The sequence below is a fragment of the Rhizobium sp. BK275 genome (assembly GCF_014193555.1).
Taxonomy (GTDB): Bacteria; Pseudomonadota; Alphaproteobacteria; order Rhizobiales; family Rhizobiaceae; genus Rhizobium.
The window spans coordinates 58,528-74,031 of the sequence record NZ_JACHZL010000004.1; the positions used below are offsets into that span (position 1 = coordinate 58,528).

At 59.8% G+C, this 15,504-nt stretch carries 14 protein-coding genes; 6 read left to right on the plus strand and 8 right to left on the minus strand.

Features of this window, described 5'->3' with window-relative positions; all coding sequences use genetic code 11:
* Positions 1-76: 76 nt before the first annotated feature.
* From FHT82_RS13710 to FHT82_RS13730, 5 genes are all read right to left on the minus strand, one after another.
* Positions 77-1,231 (minus strand): iron-containing alcohol dehydrogenase, encoded by a 1,155-nt coding sequence (locus FHT82_RS13710; protein WP_183731188.1) that lies wholly within the window; start codon positions 1,229-1,231, stop codon positions 77-79.
* Positions 1,228-2,613: an aldehyde dehydrogenase family protein gene (locus FHT82_RS13715; RefSeq protein ID WP_183731191.1), complete on the minus strand. Its 1,386-nt coding sequence runs from the start codon at positions 2,611-2,613 to the stop codon at positions 1,228-1,230. Before FHT82_RS13715 ends, FHT82_RS13710 begins: the two co-directional genes overlap by 4 nt.
* A 98-nt stretch (positions 2,614-2,711) precedes the next feature.
* Positions 2,712-4,076, minus strand: a complete 1,365-nt coding sequence (locus FHT82_RS13720; RefSeq protein ID WP_183731194.1) for a glutamine synthetase family protein — start codon at positions 4,074-4,076, stop codon at positions 2,712-2,714.
* A 146-nt stretch (positions 4,077-4,222) separates the two neighbouring features.
* Positions 4,223-5,770, minus strand: coding sequence for an amino acid permease (locus FHT82_RS13725; protein WP_183731197.1), 1,548 nt, complete (start codon positions 5,768-5,770; stop codon positions 4,223-4,225).
* A gap of 120 nt (positions 5,771-5,890) precedes the next feature.
* The gene (locus tag FHT82_RS13730; RefSeq protein ID WP_183731200.1) at positions 5,891-6,661 is read right to left on the minus strand and encodes an N-formylglutamate amidohydrolase; all 771 of its coding nucleotides are present in this window, start codon (positions 6,659-6,661) and stop codon (positions 5,891-5,893) included.
* Between the two features lie 177 nt (positions 6,662-6,838).
* Here FHT82_RS13730 and FHT82_RS13735 point away from each other — a divergent pair, with 177 nt between their 5' ends.
* The 6 genes from FHT82_RS13735 (at position 6,839) to FHT82_RS13760 (ending at position 12,352) form a co-directional block, all read left to right on the plus strand.
* A complete protein-coding gene (locus FHT82_RS13735) occupies positions 6,839-7,711 on the plus strand; it encodes a MurR/RpiR family transcriptional regulator (protein ID WP_183731203.1) in 873 nt (290 codons plus the stop codon).
* A gap of 190 nt (positions 7,712-7,901) precedes the next feature.
* The gene (locus FHT82_RS13740) at positions 7,902-9,005 is read left to right on the plus strand and encodes an ABC transporter substrate-binding protein (protein WP_183731206.1); all 1,104 of its coding nucleotides are present in this window, start codon (positions 7,902-7,904) and stop codon (positions 9,003-9,005) included.
* A gap of 71 nt (positions 9,006-9,076) precedes the next feature.
* A complete protein-coding gene (locus FHT82_RS13745) occupies positions 9,077-9,970 on the plus strand; it encodes an ABC transporter permease subunit (protein WP_183731209.1) in 894 nt (297 codons plus the stop codon).
* A complete protein-coding gene (locus FHT82_RS13750) occupies positions 9,967-10,755 on the plus strand; it encodes an ABC transporter permease (protein WP_183731212.1) in 789 nt (262 codons plus the stop codon). Before FHT82_RS13745 ends, FHT82_RS13750 begins: the two co-directional genes overlap by 4 nt.
* Positions 10,756-10,767: 12 nt before the next feature.
* The gene (locus FHT82_RS13755) at positions 10,768-11,829 is read left to right on the plus strand and encodes an ABC transporter ATP-binding protein (protein ID WP_183731215.1); all 1,062 of its coding nucleotides are present in this window, start codon (positions 10,768-10,770) and stop codon (positions 11,827-11,829) included.
* 217 nt (positions 11,830-12,046) lie between these two features.
* Positions 12,047-12,352, plus strand: coding sequence for an NIPSNAP family protein (locus FHT82_RS13760; protein ID WP_183731218.1), 306 nt, complete (start codon positions 12,047-12,049; stop codon positions 12,350-12,352).
* Positions 12,353-12,582: 230 nt separating this feature from the next.
* On the opposite strand, the gene FHT82_RS13765 is transcribed toward FHT82_RS13760, so the two are convergent.
* Genes FHT82_RS13765 through FHT82_RS13775 form a run of 3 tightly spaced genes read right to left on the minus strand, consistent with a single transcriptional unit; the run spans position 12,583 to position 15,501 of the window.
* Positions 12,583-13,584: an ABC transporter ATP-binding protein gene (locus tag FHT82_RS13765; RefSeq protein WP_183731221.1), complete on the minus strand. Its 1,002-nt coding sequence runs from the start codon at positions 13,582-13,584 to the stop codon at positions 12,583-12,585.
* A gap of 10 nt (positions 13,585-13,594) precedes the next feature.
* Positions 13,595-14,662 (minus strand): Gfo/Idh/MocA family oxidoreductase, encoded by a 1,068-nt coding sequence (locus FHT82_RS13770; RefSeq protein WP_183731224.1) that lies wholly within the window; start codon positions 14,660-14,662, stop codon positions 13,595-13,597.
* A complete protein-coding gene (locus tag FHT82_RS13775) occupies positions 14,659-15,501 on the minus strand; it encodes a carbohydrate ABC transporter permease (protein ID WP_183731225.1) in 843 nt (280 codons plus the stop codon). Before FHT82_RS13775 ends, FHT82_RS13770 begins: the two co-directional genes overlap by 4 nt.
* Positions 15,502-15,504 lie beyond the last annotated feature (3 nt).

A 15,504-nucleotide genomic window follows, 5' to 3' on the forward strand; every position in this document is an offset into this window, starting at 1 on the left:
TAAGCATGCGCCAAAAACAAAAAATCCCGGAAAACCAAGGCTTTCCGGGAAAGTTAATAGGTCCGCCTTTATCTGATCAGAAGCAATCCCTGAACAGGGTCTTAGTATTTTCAAGCGTCATTGCAACCGGATTGCCACCGGCGCTCGGGTCTTCGATCGCCATTGTCGCCAATTCATCGATCCGGTCGGGGGTGATTCCCATCGCCGTCAGATTGTCAGGGACGTTGAGGTCGGAACGCAGCTTCAGCACGTAATCGTAGAAGCCGTCGAAACCGCCTGATATGCCGAGATAGGCTGCGGCGCGCGCAATCTTCTCTTCGATGGCCGGGCGGTTGAAGCGCAGCACCGCGGGCATCACGACGGCATTGGTCATGCCGTGATGCGTGTTGTAGACGGCACCGATCGGGTGCGAGAGCGCATGGATTGCGCCAAGCCCCTTCTGGAAGGCGACCGCGCCCATGGCGGCTGCCGACATCATGTTGGCGCGCGCTTCCAGATCCGTGCCTTCCTTATAGGCGCGCGGCAGGAATTCCTTGACGAGGCGCATGCCTTCCAGCGCGATGCCAGCCGACATCGGATGGTAGAACGGCGAAGAGTAAGCCTCCAGGCAATGGGCGAAGGCATCCATGCCGGTGCCGGCGGTGATGATCTTCGGCATGCCGACCGTCAGTTCCGGATCGGCGATGACGACACCCGGCAGGAATTTCGGATGGAAGATGATCTTCTTCACATGAGTCGCGGAATTGGTGATGACGCTGGCGCGGCCGACTTCCGAGCCGGTGCCGGCCGTCGTCGGCACGGCAACGATCGGCGCGATGCCTTCGATGCTCGCGCGCGTCCACCAGTCGCCGATATCTTCAAAATCCCAGACGGGGCGCGTCTGGCCGACCATGAAGGCCACGCACTTGCCAAGATCGAGGCCCGAGCCGCCGCCGAAGGCTACGACGCCGTCATGGCCGCCATCGCGGAAGGCCTTGATGCCGGCTTCGAGGTTCTTCTCGTTCGGGTTCGGATCGACATCGGCGAAGATCGCCCGGCCAAGCCCGGCATCTTCGAGAATGTCGAGCGCGTTCTTGGTGATCGCCATCGAGGCGAGGCCGCGGTCGGTGACGAGCAGCGGCTTCTTCATGCCGAGGCTCTTGCAGGCGTCGGCCAGTTCCTTGATGCGGCCGCGGCCGAGCTTGACGGATGTCGGGTAGCTCCAGTTGGCGGTGATGTTGGCGCTGCTCATGCTGTAACCTTCTTGAGATGGTAGGATTTCGGGCGCGTCAGATTGTGGAAGCCGATGATCGACAGCGAGCCGCCGCGGCCGGTTTCCTTGACACCGGTCCAGCACAGCGCCGGATCGAGATAGTCGGCGCGGTTCATGAAGACGGTGCCGGTTTCGATGTCGCGGCCAAGCCGCCCTGCCCGCTCGGCATCCTTGGTCCAGAGCGAGGCGGTAAGACCGTACTGGCTGTCATTCATCAGCGCTAGGGCCTCATCGTCACCCTTCACCTTCATGATGCCGACGGCCGGACCGAAGGTTTCTTCGCGCATGAAGGCCATGGAATGGTCGACATTGACGAGGATCTGCGGCGCGAGATAAGCGCCGCCGTCATCGGCCGGGAAGAGTTTCGGATCGACGAGCGCCTTGGCACCCTTGGCGACCGCGTCGGCGATCTGTTCGCGCACCACCTTGGCGAAGCGCTTGTGGGCCATCGGGCCGAGCGTTGTCTCCGGATCGAGCGGATTGCCGAGCTTGTAGTTTGAAACCCAGGCGACCGACTTCTCGACAAAGGCGTCATAGAGCGATTCATGCACATAGATGCGCTCGATGCCGCAGCAGCACTGACCGGAATTGTAGGTCGCGCCATCCATCAGCGTATCGACGGCCGCATCGAGGTCGGCATCTTCCATCACATAGCCCGGATCCTTGCCGCCGAGCTCGAGGCCGAGCCCGGTGAAAGTGCCGGCCGCAGCCCGCTCCATCGAGCGGCCTCCTTCGACCGAGCCAGTGAAATTGATGAAGTTGAAGCTGCCGGCCGCAATCAGGGCCGAAGTCGTCTCATGATCGAGGAAAACATTCTGGAACACGTCCTCGGGAATACCGGCCTCGACAAAGGCCTGCACCAAACGCTCGCCGACGAGCAGCGTCTGTGAGGCATGCTTCAGCACAACGGTATTGCCGGCCATCAGCGCCGGAGCGATCGTGTTGATCGCCGTCATATAGGGGTAGTTCCAGGGCGCGATCACGAAGACGACGCCATGCGGCTCGCGCTCGATGCGGCGCTCGAACTGGTCGCTCTCCTCGACGACAACAGGCGCCAGCGCATCGGCTGCGATCGAGGCAACATAATTGGAGCGTTCGTTGAAGCCGCGATATTCGCCACCATACTTGATCGGCCGACCCATCTGCCAGGCAAGTTCGGGCACAACGACATCGGACATCTCGTTGAGACGGGCGACACCTTTCAGCACCAGCTGGACACGATCTTCGAGCGGACGCCTGGCCCAAGCCTTCTGCGCTTTGCGCGCACGCGCGACGGCTTCCTTTGCCGCTTCGAGCGAAAGCGCCGGACGCTCCGCATAAACAGAGCCGTCGATCGGCGAAATGCATTGGATCATTGTCATGATCTGAATCCTGTTTTCTTCTGAGCCGCAGGGAAAGACGCCACGACTGATCCCTCAAGGAGAACCCGGTCGGGCGACTTTCCGCTTCGGATATGTTCTTAAGCTCTCTCGAAGCCGCGCGCCACTTCCCAATCCGTGATGCGGCGGTCGTATTCTTCCTGCTCCCATTCGGCAGCGCGGGTATAGTGGTCGATGACATCGTCGCCGAAGGCTGTGCGCAGCATCTCCGATTCCGTCATGGCCTTGGTGGCAGCCCGCAGCGTGCGCGGGATTTCGCGGATATCCTTGCCGAAATAGGCGTCCCCCACATAGGGCGCTTCCAGTTCCAGCTTCTTCTCGATGCCGTCGATACCGGCGGCAAGCAGGGCCGCGAAGGCGAGATAGGGATTGAGATCGGAGCCGCCGACGCGGCATTCGATGCGGATCGCCTTTGTCTCTTCGCCGCAGAGGCGATAACCGGCCGTGCGGTTGTCCTTGCTCCACACGGCCTTGGTCGGCGCGAAGGTGCCGGCCATAAAGCGCTTGTAGGAGTTGATGTAAGGTGCCAGGAAATAGGTAATCTCGCTCGCGTGGCTGAGCAGCCCGGCAATATAGTTCTGCATCAGCGGCGTCATGCCATGATGACCGGCATGATCGAAGAAGAGCGGCTTTTCTTCCAGGCTCCAAAGTGACTGGTGGATATGCGAGGAACTGCCGGCGGCATTGTAATGCCACTTGGCGAGGAAGGTGATCGCCTTGCCTTTCGACCAGGCAATTTCCTTGCAGCCGTTCTTGATGATCGCATGCCGGTCGGCCATAGCAAGCGCATCGGCATAACGTACATTGATTTCCTCCTGGCCGGCGGATGCCTCACCCTTGGAATTTTCGACCGGAATGCCGGCGCCCTGCAGACCCTTGCGGATCGCCCGCATCACCTCTTCTTCCTTGGTCGTCTGGAAGATGTGGTAATCCTCGTTATAGGCACTGGCGAGTTTCAGGTTACGGTAGCCGGACGCCTGGGCTGCCTCGTAGCTCTGGTCGAAGAGGAAGAATTCGAGCTCGGAAGCCATGTAGGCCTTCATGCCCATGTCCTCCAGCCGTTTCACTTGCTTCTTCAGGATCGCGCGCGGCGAATGCGCCACTTCCTCATGCGTATGATGGTCCAGCACATCGCAAAGCACGAGCGCCGTGCCTTCGAGCCAAGGAATGAGCCGCAGTGTCGAAAGGTCCGGCTTCATCGCATAGTCGCCGTAACCCTTTTCCCAGCTTGTTGCCTTGTAGCCGGAGACGGTTTCCATCTCCATGTCGGTCGCCTGCAGATAATTGCAGCTGTGCGTTTCCTTCCAGGCGCTTTCGAGGAAAAATTCTGCCTGGAAACGCTTGCCCATCAGGCGTCCCTGCATGTCCACCTGGCAGGCCAGCACCGTATCGATGCGCCCGTCGGCAACGTCCTGTCTGAGATCGTCGAGAGTATAGCTGCTCATGATGTATCCGCCTGAAATTGAAACCGGGAAATCGGGACAACGAAACGGCATGCGAGCGCCGGGATCAACCCGTTCGATGCCTTTTCGTTGAGCCGTGATGGGGCCGCGCGACGCGGCCCCGCCATGTGAGAGGGAAGCCTCAGTTCTTAGCTTTCGCCGACAGCCCTTTCGGCCGCTGCGATCTCAGCCTGGCGCCTTACCACTTCATCGCCAATCGGCGGCCCCTTGAAGCGACGGCTTTCAAAGCCGAACCAGACGATGCCTGTCAGAACCAAGAAGCCGACGGTGATGTAGAGCGCCCAATCGTTCGGCGGTTGGATACCAAGAACGAAGATCAGGATCATCGCGAGGATCGAGAGAACCGCGAAGAGCTTGAACGTACCCTCGCCAAGATTCCACGGACCCATCTTGTCCCACTTCGAGGTCCCCCAGGCGAAGAGGCCGAGCGTAATCGGGATCGCGAAGGAGAAGAACAGGAAGATGACCGTGCATGATACGACAATGGTGTAAACCGGCGTCTCGCCGATAGAAACGAGCGACGAGCCCCAGACGAAGAGCACAGAGAGGATCGAGCCCGTCCAGATCGCGGCAACCGGCGTGCGGTAGTTCGGGCTCACCTTCGACAGCGCCTTGGCGGCCGGCAGGCCGCCATCACGCGAGAAGGCGAAGATCATGCGCGAGACCGAGGTGACGGTCGCAAGGCCGCACAGCCACTGGCTGACGAAGATCGCGAAGTAGAGGATATCCTTCACAAACGAATTGACCTGCGTATCCATCGCCCAGAAGAACACGTTCCAGCCCTGCTTTGCCGCATCGTCCATGTTTGGCAGCATGAGTACGAAGGAGCACAGCATGATATAGCCGAAGAGAGCCGACCAAAGGACGGACGAGACCATGCCGCGCGGTACGGAATGCGCCGCCTTGACGGTTTCTTCCGATGTATGGGCGGAAGCGTCATAGCCGGTGATCGTGTAGATCGGCAGCAGCAGGCCGAGCAGGAACACCCAGGTGCCCGAAGTCGCCGGCCAGACATTGCCACCCGCTTCACCCGAATAGTTGGCGAAGGTGAAGAGACGGCCGAACTCATAGGACGGAGCCGACAGCAGGCACACGGCAGCAAGCGCGATTGCGGTTGCAAAAATCAGGTAACCGGAGAAGTCCGTGAGCTTTGCGGTGAGCCCGATGCCCATATGATTCACAAGCGCCTGCGCGCCGGTGATGATCACCAGAAAGACGATGCGCACCGTCGTCGTGTCCGTCAGGCCGAGATAGCCCGTGCCGAAGGCGCCCATGAAGAAATAGTAGGTGCCGACGTTGATGGCGCCGAGAACGGTGACGAGACCGAGCAGGTTGAACCAGGCGGTCAACCAGCCGGTGAAGCGGTTGCCGAGGATCGAACCCCAGTGATAGAGGCCGCCGGCCGTCGGGTAGGCGGAACTGATCTGCGCCATGGCGACGGCGAAGACAAGCGAAACGAAGCAGCCGACCGGCCAGCCGATGCCGATGGCGGCACCGCCTGCACCCGCGGTTGCCTGCGCTAGCGAGTTGATGCCGCCCGACAAAATGCAGATGATCGAGAAGGAAACGGCAAAGTTCGAGAACGAGCTCATTCGCCGTTCGAGTTCCTGGGCATAGCCCATGGAATGCAGGATATGCATATCCTGCTTCTTATCACTTTCAGTATAGTCCGACATGACTTCCCCCTGTTGACAATCGCCCGCGGAATTGCGGCCGATCCTGTGCCAATAGTGCCCGTGGCTTTTCGCCTTGCGGGCTGTTCGCAGTTAAACTGCTCCCCGGGGTCTTCTTTTTATTCAGGCATCCAGACTCTGCTGGAGAAGCCTTGTGAGATAGTCGGCCACGACCCCTTGGCCGGTATCGTCTGCGATGAGGTCGTTGCGGACCTCGATCATAACATTGCGAAGCCCATTGGAAATGCCGTGTAGGATCAGCGTGTGCGTCACGCCGTCCTCAGGCCCGTAGGGTTCGTTGCGTTCGGTACGGTAGAGCGGCGCCTCGGCTGCAAAATCCAGCATGCGGTCGGCAAGGCGGCTGTCCTCGTCGTGGAGGATGCCGAGTTCGACAGCGCGCTGCCGGCCATTATAGATCGGTGTAAAACTGTGGATCGTCACGATCACGCTGTCTTGCCCGCTCGCCTGACGGTCGCGGATCAGGGCGCTGATGGCATCGTGGAACGGCAGATAGAGAGCTTCCGTGCGGGCACGGCGCTCGCCCTCGGTCAAATCCTTGTTACCGGGAATCGTATAGATCTCGCTGACCTCGGGCATGGCGCCCGGCGAACTCGGCGGCCGGTTGCAGTCATAGATCAGCCGCGAGAAGCGCTGGTAGATGAGTGTCGCATCAAGAGCTGCCGAAATGGCGCGGGCAACGGCAAGCGCACCCGGATCCCAGGCGATGTGGCTCGACAGCGCTTCTTCGGAAAGACCGAGATCGCCGAAATGTTCAGGAAGCGTGCGGGATGCGTGCTCGCAGATGATGAGCACGGGGTTCTTGCCGTGAGCGCGTTCGATTGCGACGCATTCGCCGTCGGCATCGCTGAGAATTCGGGCCTGAGCCAGCACCAAAGGCGCTTCCCCCATCGCTTAATAAATTCTTTACAAGAAAAGAATTCTTCAGGTTTGCGGCAGTGTCAAGCGCACTCTGAAAATTTCTTTTCATGACAGTCATTGACATGGATTGTGACAGCGTTGTTAACTTTCAGTGGGAAAGTGGCGCCAGACCATCCCGGGGAGCAAAATCACGTGAGTGTCGCGGCCAAGACCGTTTCGGACGTCATTCATTCGTATTTCGGCGTGCTCACGCGCGCCGAGAAGCAATTGGCTGAAAGCCTTCTCGACAACTACCCCGTCTCCGGCCTCGGCAGCATCACCACCATCGCCGAAAATGCCGGCGTCTCCACGCCGACGGTCGTGCGCATGGTCCAGAAGCTCGGTTACAAGGGCTATCCGGATTTCCAGCAGCATCTACACCAGGAAGTCGAGGCGACGATTTCCAACCCGATTGCCAAACACGACCGCTGGGCTCAGAACGCGCCGGGCACCCACATATTGAACCGCTTCGCCGATGCCATCATGGGCAATCTGCGCCAGACGCTTTCCGATCTCGATACCGCAACCTTCGACAGCGTCGCCGCCCTGCTCTCGGACCGCAAGCGCACGCTCTATTTCGTCGGCGGGCGCATCACCGGCGCGCTGGCCGAATACTTCTTTACCCATATGCAGGTCATTCGCCCGAACACGGCGCTGCTCTCCTCCAATTCGTCGAGCTGGCCGCAATATGTCCTCAATATGAATCAGGGCGACCTGCTCATCATCTTCGATATCCGCCGCTACGAGCAGGAAATGGTGAGCCTTGCCACTGCCGCCCGCAAGCGCGGAGCCGAAATCATCATCTTCACCGACCAGTGGGCTTCGCCCGCCGCCAAGCTCGCCCGTCACGCCTTTCGTGTACAGATCGAGGCGCCGTCGGCATGGGATTCCTCCGTCGTCACGCTCTTCATCGTCGAGGCACTGATCGAAGCGGTGCAGAACTCGACATGGGACGAGACGAAGGAGCGCATGAAAACGCTGGAAGGCCTGTTCGAACAGACCCGGCTTTTCCGCAAACCCGGTTAGGAGGGACAACTAAAAAAGGGGCAAAAACAACAACGGATCTCGCGGAAACAGAACAGCCTGTCGCAAATGAAACATCTGCTGCAAGCGCCTGCTATTCATGGCAAAATTAACGTCATGCAACTGTCATACAAGCTTCATGCAAGCTCATTAACAGCATCGCCGGACACTGAAAACCCGAAGGAGAACTACAGTGATCTCTAACATTTCTCGACTTCTGTCGCTTTCTACTGCGATGATCGTGGCTTCAACCGCGATTGCTGCCGCAGAACCGAGCGCGGAACTTATTGCCGCCGCCAAGAAGGAAGGCACGCTGACCACGATCGCCCTCCCGCATGACTGGTGTGGCTATGGCGACGTCATTGCCGGCTTCAAGGCCAAATACGGCCTGGAAGTCAACGAACTGAACCCGGATGCCGGCTCGGGTGACGAAGTCGAAGCCATCAAGGCCAACAAGGGCAACACCGGCCCGCAGGCTCCCGACGTTATCGACGTCGGTCTCTCCTTCGGTCCGTCCGCCAAGAAAGACGGCCTGATCCAGCCTTACAAGGTCTCCACCTGGGATTCGATCCCGGATTCCGCCAAGGATGCAGAAGGCTACTGGTACGGCGACTATTACGGCGTTCTCTCGTTCCTCGTGAACAAGGACCTCGTCAAAGAATCGCCGGCTGATTGGCCCGATCTGAAGAAGAGCGATTACGCAAACAGCGTTGCTCTCGCAGGCGATCCGCGCACCGCCAACCAGGCCGTCCAGGGCGTCTATGCTGCAGGTCTTTCCGCATCCGGCGGTGACGCAGCCAAGGCCGGCGAAGAAGGCCTGAAGTTCTTCGCCGAACTGAACAAGGCTGGCAACTTCGTGCCTGTCGTCGGCAAGGCTGCTCCCTTCGCTCAGGGTTCCACGCCGATCATCGTCGCCTGGGACTACAACGCGCTTTCCTGGGGTGAAAGCCTGAAGGGCAATCCTCCGTTCGAAGTCGTTGTTCCGAAGACGGGCGTCGTCGCCGGCGTCTACGTCCAGGCCATCTCTGCCTTCGCTCCGCACCCGAACGCTGCCAAGCTCTGGATGGAATACCTCTATTCCGACGAAGGTCAGCTCGGCTGGCTGAAGGGCTATTGCCACCCGATCCGCTTCAACGATCTTGCCAAGAACAACAAGATCCCGAAGGACCTGCTCGACAAGCTGCCGCCGGCAGCAGCCTATGAAAAGGCCGTCTTCCCGACGCTCGAAGAACAGGCTGCCGGCAAGGAAGCCATCACCAAGAACTGGGATTCCGTCGTCGGCGCCGCCGTCAAGTAATCTCCGATCCTGCCTCCCCGCCCAAAAGGCGGGGAGGTTTTCTCACTCCGACGCCCCAGGATGAGCTTTCCATGAGTACCGTTTCAACACCTATGGTAAGCAGCGCCCCCTTGATCAACAAAGACCGCGTGATCGACTGGCTGGGCATTGCACCCTTCCTTATTTTTTCTCTGCTGTTTCTGATCATCCCCACGCTTTATCTCGTGGCCGGCGCGTTCCTGACGCCCGAGGGCGATTTCACGCTGAAGAACATCGGCGATCTCTTCACTCCATCCATTATCAGCGCCTACTGGATCAGTATCCGGGTCTCGGTGGCGTCGGCTCTCGGCGGCGCGCTGATTGGCTTCTTCCTTGCCTGGGCCGTCGTGCTCGGCGGTCTGCCCAGCTGGGTGCGCTCGACGCTTTTGACCTTCTCCGGCGTCGCCTCGAATTTCGCCGGCGTGCCGCTCGCCTTCGCCTTTCTCGCAACGCTCGGCCGCACCGGCCTGGTGACGGTCTTGCTGCGTGATTATTTTGGCTTCAATCTCTACGGCACCGGCTTCAACCTGCTGTCTTTCTTCGGCCTCACCATCACCTACATGTATTTCCAGATCCCGCTGATGGTGCTGATCCTGACACCGGCGCTCGACGGCATGAAGAAGGAATGGCGCGAAGCCTCTGAGATTCTCGGCGCCACCAACCGCCAATATTGGACGATGGTCGCCCTGCCGATCCTCTGGCCGAGCCTGCTCGGCACGGCGCTGCTGCTCTTCGCCAACGCCTTCGGCGCCATCGCTACCGCCTTCGCGCTGACTGGCAGTTCGCTGAACATCGTGCCAATCCTGCTCTACGCTCAGATCCGTGGTGACGTTCTGCATAACGCCAACCTTGGATACGCCATTGCGTTCGGCATGATCGTCATAACCGGCGTCTCCAACATCCTTTACCTCATGTTGCGCATGCGTGCCGAAAGGTGGCAGAAATGAAAGCTCAACGTCTTGGAGCCTGGATCGCCATTATCATCGGCGCTTCCTATTTCGTCATTCCACTGATCGGCACCATCGAGTTTTCGCTGCGTATGCGTCGTGGCACTTATAGTTTCGACGCCTATCAGTCAGTCTTTTCGGACGTCCAGTTCCGCGAGACCTTCGGTTACTCCATGCTGATGGCGGCACTCACCATCGTCTTCGGCATGCTGCTCGTCGTGCCGACGGCCTATTGGGTGCGCCTGCGTCTGCCGCAGATGCGTCAGGTCGTCGAATTCATCACGCTGCTGCCGCTCGTCATTCCGGCGATCGTCATCGTGTTCGGCTACCTGCGCATGTACAACTCGTCATCGATCCTACCGCTGACAGGCTATGCAAGGAGCACCGACATGCTCCTCGTCATCTCCTACATCACGCTCTCGCTGCCCTATATGTACCGCTCCGTCGATACCGCCATGCGCGCCATCGACGTGCGCACGCTGACGGAAGCAGCCGAAAGCCTGGGTGCGAGCTGGATGACGATCATGTTCAAATGCATCTTCCCGAACGTCATGAGCGGTGTGCTCTCGGGCGCCTTCATCACGCTCGCGATCGTCATGGGCGAATTCACCTTCGCAGCACTTCTGAACCGTCCAGCCTTCGGTCCCTACCTGCAGCTCGTCGGTGCAAACAAGGCCTATGAGCCTTCCGCGCTTGCGGTCATCGCATTCTCGATCACCTGGCTCAGCATGGGCCTGCTCAACCTCGTTTCTCGCTTTGGCAAAGCCCGCCCGGCTAAAGCATAAGGTATTTGGCTCATGTCCTTTCTTACGCTGACCAATATTCAGAAATCCTTCGGCCAGACCCAGGTCGTCAAGAACTTCAACATGAACATCGAGAAAGGGGAATTCGTCTCCTTCCTTGGTCCATCAGGCTGCGGCAAGACGACCGTTTTGCGCATGATCGCCGGTTTTGAGACGCCTACCGGCGGCACGCTGACGATCAATGGCAAAGACCAGAGCTCGCTGAAACCGAACCAGCGCAATATCGGCATGGTCTTCCAGGCCTATGCACTATTTCCCAACATGACGGTGCACGACAACGTCGCCTTCGGCCTCAAGGTCGCCGGCGCACCGAAGCCTGAGATCGACGCCCGCGTCAAGGAAATGCTTGGCCTGATCAAGCTCGATCACCTGGCAGACCGCTTCCCGTACCAGATGTCGGGCGGCCAGCAGCAGCGCGTAGCACTCGCCCGCGCCCTTGCCGTCAAGCCTCAGGTCTTGCTGCTCGACGAACCGCTGTCCGCTCTCGACGCCAAGATCCGCGTGTCACTGCGCGAAGAAATCCGCCAGATCCAGCAGTCGCTCGGCATCACCACGGTTTTCGTCACGCACGACCAGGAAGAAGCGCTCTCGATCTCAGACCGCATCGTCGTCATGAATGCCGGCAAGGCAGACCAGATCGGCACGCCCTTCGAGATCTACAACACGCCCGCAACGCGTTTCGTCGCCTCCTTCGTCGGCACGCTGAACCTCATCGAAGCCAAGGTCGTCGACCCCGACAGCAACCGTATCCAGATCGGCGATCAGGGTGTGACACTGAAGCAATCGGTTCAGGCCTACAAGGTCGGCGATACCGTTCAGCTCGCTCTGCGCCCGGAAGCTGGTTCGCTCGCCGAAGGCGCCCGCAGCGATACGGCTCTGACAGGTAAGGTCGTCTCCGCACACTTCCTCGGTTCGGTCATCCGCACCCGCATGGATGTCGGCGGCAACGTGATCTCCTTCGACATGTTCAACAGCCCGGGTGTCACTCCGCCGTCCGCTGGCGAGACCGTGACACTCCGCTTCATGGCCGCCGACCTGCTCGTTATCCGCGACTGATCGGAAGCGATCGAATTCGTCGGGAAGGCGTCGCCGATGCGGCGCCTTTTTCCGTTCCGGTTGGCGCACTGTCACAGAGAGGTTGAAGTGACGCGAACCGTGCTGCATAGAGACAATTTGATCTCACTTTGGCGTCGCCGTCCTGGCCTTCGGCCACAGCAATGAACGAAACAGGCCGAAGGCCATCCGCCCGGTTTTCCCATGACAGGATACTTCGATGATTACCTGCTATCTGCGCTATGTGATCGATCCCTATAAGCTCGCCGAATTCGAGGAATATGCGCGGCTCTGGATCCCGATCGTCAACAGGATGGGCGGCATCCACCACGGCTACTTTCTGCCGTCCGAAGGTGCCAACAATATCGCAATCGCACTGTTCTCCTTCCCGAGCCTCGCGGCTTACGAGGATTACCGGACGCGCATGGCAAACGACCCGGAATGCCAAGCCGCCTTCGAGCTCGACAAGCGCAACCGCAGCATCGTCAGCTACGAGCGCAGTTTCATGCGCCCGGTCCTTGGCTGAGCGTGCGGGAACTCGGTCGAAACATATGAATCCGGGCGATCACGATAATACAGCACCGAATTCCAGATAATTCGGATATCCGGGTTGTCCCGTCGCTGTTGGCCACCCGCCGCCTCATGGCGAGCCTGATCATCATCGATGGCCGGCTCTTTCGGCGCTGATTCCGGCCGCTTTATCGCCAGGACGAAAAAGCCCCGCTCGATGGCGGGGCTTTCGTGTTCCGACTGCGATCAGCGGATCGCCTTGTCGTTTGCATCGAAGCGATGGATATGGGTGCCGTCCGGCGTCGCATAGACGATCTCGTCGGGCTCGTATTTGTGCTCACCGAAGAGACGCGCGGTCAGCAGGCCGCACTGCTCGGATTCCAGATAGACGATGGTGTCGGCACCGAGATGCTCGACATGCACGGTCTTCGCCTTCCAGGTGCCGCTGTCGCGCGACAGCGTCAGATGCTCGGGACGGATACCAACGGTTTTTGCATCGGCATCCCCCACCTTGTCGCCGGAAATAAAGTTCATCTGCGGCGAGCCGATGAAGCCGGCGACGAAGACATTGGCCGGGCGGTTATAGAGCTCCATCGGCGAGCCGATCTGCTCGATCGCACCGGCATTCAGCACCACGATCTTGTCGGCAAGCGTCATGGCTTCGACCTGATCGTGGGTGACATAGATCATCGTCGCCTTGAGGCTGCGATGCAGGCGGGCGATCTCGAGGCGCGTCTGCACACGCAGCGCCGCATCGAGGTTGGAAAGCGGCTCATCGAACAGGAAAAGTTCCGGTTCGCGCACGATCGCGCGGCCGATCGCCACGCGCTGGCGCTGACCACCCGAAAGTTCGGCCGGGCGGCGGGCCAGATATTGTTCCAGCGACAGCATCGAGGACGCCTCGGAAACGCGCTTTTCGATCTCGTCCTTCGCAGTACCCGCCTGCTTGAGGCCGAGGCCCATATTGTCCTTGACCGTCAGGTGCGGATAGAGCGCGTAGGACTGGAACACCATGGCGATGCCACGCTTGGCCGGTGGCGTCAGCGTCTCGTCGCGGCCATTGATGATGACGGCACCTGATGTCACGTCTTCCAAGCCGGCGATGCTGCGCAGCAGGGTCGATTTCCCACAGCCGGAGGGGCCGACGAAGATGACGAATTCGCCGTCCTTGACCTCGAGATCGATGCCCTTCAGCACGTCATGCTTGCCGTAGGCCTTGCGGATGGATTTGAGTTGAAGCGATCCCACTAGTCTTTCCTTATAGTCTAACCGGTCGGCCGGTGCGCACGCTCTCGTCGGCGGCAAGGCAGATGCGCAGCGAGGCTACGGCATCATCCATATGGCGGGTAAGGTCCAGATCCTCGTTGATAGCGCGCGCCACGAAAGCCTGTTCCAGGTCGCAAAGCGCCTGATGACCTGGCTCGCCTTCCATCGTCATGTCCTGATCGGGACGGATGAATTTGCCGTCAGGCCCGGTCTCTGCCGTATGCAGGCGGATGACGGAGGTCTTGGTATGCGTGTCGATGTCGTCGGACTTCGCCTTCGGGTCCATGACGATCGAAACGGCGCCGTTCGGCGACATGACATCCTTCACGAAGAAAGCGGTCTCGGAAATCATCGGCCCCCAGCCAGCCTCGTACCAGCCGACGGAACCGTCTTCGTAGAGCACCTGCAGATGGCCGTAATTATACATATCAGGCGCGATCTCGTTCGACAGGCGCAGGCCCATGCCGCGCACCTCGACCGCCCTAGCATCGGTGATCTGGCACATGACGTCGACATAGTGCACGCCGCAATCGACGATCGGCGAGGTCGTCTGCATCAGTGACTTATGCGTCGCCCAGGTCGGCCCGCTGGACTGCTGATTGAGGTTCATGCGGAAGACATAGGGACCACCGAGCTTTCGCGCTTCTTCGATCAGCTTCTTCCAGGACGGATGATGGCGAAGGATATAGCCGATCACCAGCTTCTTCTTTGCCTTCTTCGCCGCAGCCACGACGCGCTCCGCATCGGCAACGGTCGTTGCCAGCGGCTTTTCGACGAAGACGTCGCAGCCAGCCTCGAAGGCGGCCACCGCGTAATCGGCATGGCTGTCGGAATAGGTATTGATCGAGCAAAGATCCGGCTTCAGCTCGGCAAGCGCCGTCATGAAATCGGGATGGATCGTGTACTGCTCCAGCTCAGGTGCCAACTGCGACGGCTTCGAGCGGTTGACGAGGCCGACGATCTCGTAGCCCGGATTGTTATGATAGGCGAGCGCATGGCTGCGGCCCATATTGCCGAGGCCGGCGACGAGAACGCGGATCGGCTTGTCGGATTGGCTCACTTGACGGCTCCCGAGGTAATGCCGCGGATCAGCTGCCGCGAGAAGATGACATAGAGAACGAGGATCGGCAGGATCGCCAGCGACAGGGCCGCGAGAACCGCATTCCAGTTGGTGACGAACTGGCCGATGAAGATCTGCGAACCGAGCGTCACAGTCTTGGTGGCTTCCGACGGCGCCAGGATCAGCGGGAACCACAGGTCGTTCCAGATCGGGATCATGGTGAAGACGGCAACCGTCGCCATGGCCGGCCGCACCAGCGGCAGCACGAGGCGGAAGAAGATCGCATATTCGGAGAGACCATCGATGCGACCGGCATTCTTCAGGTCGTCAGAGACGGTGCGCATGAATTCCGACAGGATGAAGATCGCGAGCGGTATGCCCTGCGCCGTATAGACGAGGATCAGCGCCGTCAGCGTGTTGACGAGGCCGGTCGCGACCATGCCCTGCAGGATGGCGACCGTGCCGAGACGGATCGGAATCATGATGCCGATCGCCATATAGAGGCCAACGAGCGTATTGCCCCTGAAGCGATATTCCGACAGCGCGAAGGCGGCCATGGCCCCGAACAGCAGTACGAGGAAGATCGCCACGATCGTCACGATGAAGCTGTTCTGGAAATAGGTGGCGAAGTCACCCTGCCCCAGCACTGTCTGGTAACCGACGAGGCTGAAGGTGGACGGCGTCGGCACCTGCAGCGGCGACCGGAAGATCGAGTTGCGATCCTTGAACGAATTGATGATCGTCAGGAACACCGGGAAGATGGCGATCAGCGTGTAGCCAACCAGCGCCAGATGCACGAGGCCGGTGCGGATGGGGGATGTGCGCGCTCTGTTCGACATGGG

Coding starts and splice junctions, on each gene's coding strand:
- FHT82_RS13755 (WP_183731215.1), top strand. CDS start 10,768: ATGTCCTTTCTTACGCTGACCAATATTCAGAAATCCTTCGGCCAGACC.
- FHT82_RS13750 (WP_183731212.1), top strand. CDS start 9,967: ATGAAAGCTCAACGTCTTGGAGCCTGGATCGCCATTATCATCGGCGCT.
- FHT82_RS13745 (WP_183731209.1), top strand. CDS start 9,077: ATGAGTACCGTTTCAACACCTATGGTAAGCAGCGCCCCCTTGATCAAC.
- FHT82_RS13775 (WP_183731225.1), bottom strand. CDS start 15,501: ATGTCGAACAGAGCGCGCACATCCCCCATCCGCACCGGCCTCGTGCAT.
- FHT82_RS13760 (WP_183731218.1), top strand. CDS start 12,047: ATGATTACCTGCTATCTGCGCTATGTGATCGATCCCTATAAGCTCGCC.
- FHT82_RS13715 (WP_183731191.1), bottom strand. CDS start 2,613: ATGACAATGATCCAATGCATTTCGCCGATCGACGGCTCTGTTTATGCG.
- FHT82_RS13720 (WP_183731194.1), bottom strand. CDS start 4,076: ATGAGCAGCTATACTCTCGACGATCTCAGACAGGACGTTGCCGACGGG.
- FHT82_RS13725 (WP_183731197.1), bottom strand. CDS start 5,770: ATGTCGGACTATACTGAAAGTGATAAGAAGCAGGATATGCATATCCTG.
- FHT82_RS13710 (WP_183731188.1), bottom strand. CDS start 1,231: ATGAGCAGCGCCAACATCACCGCCAACTGGAGCTACCCGACATCCGTC.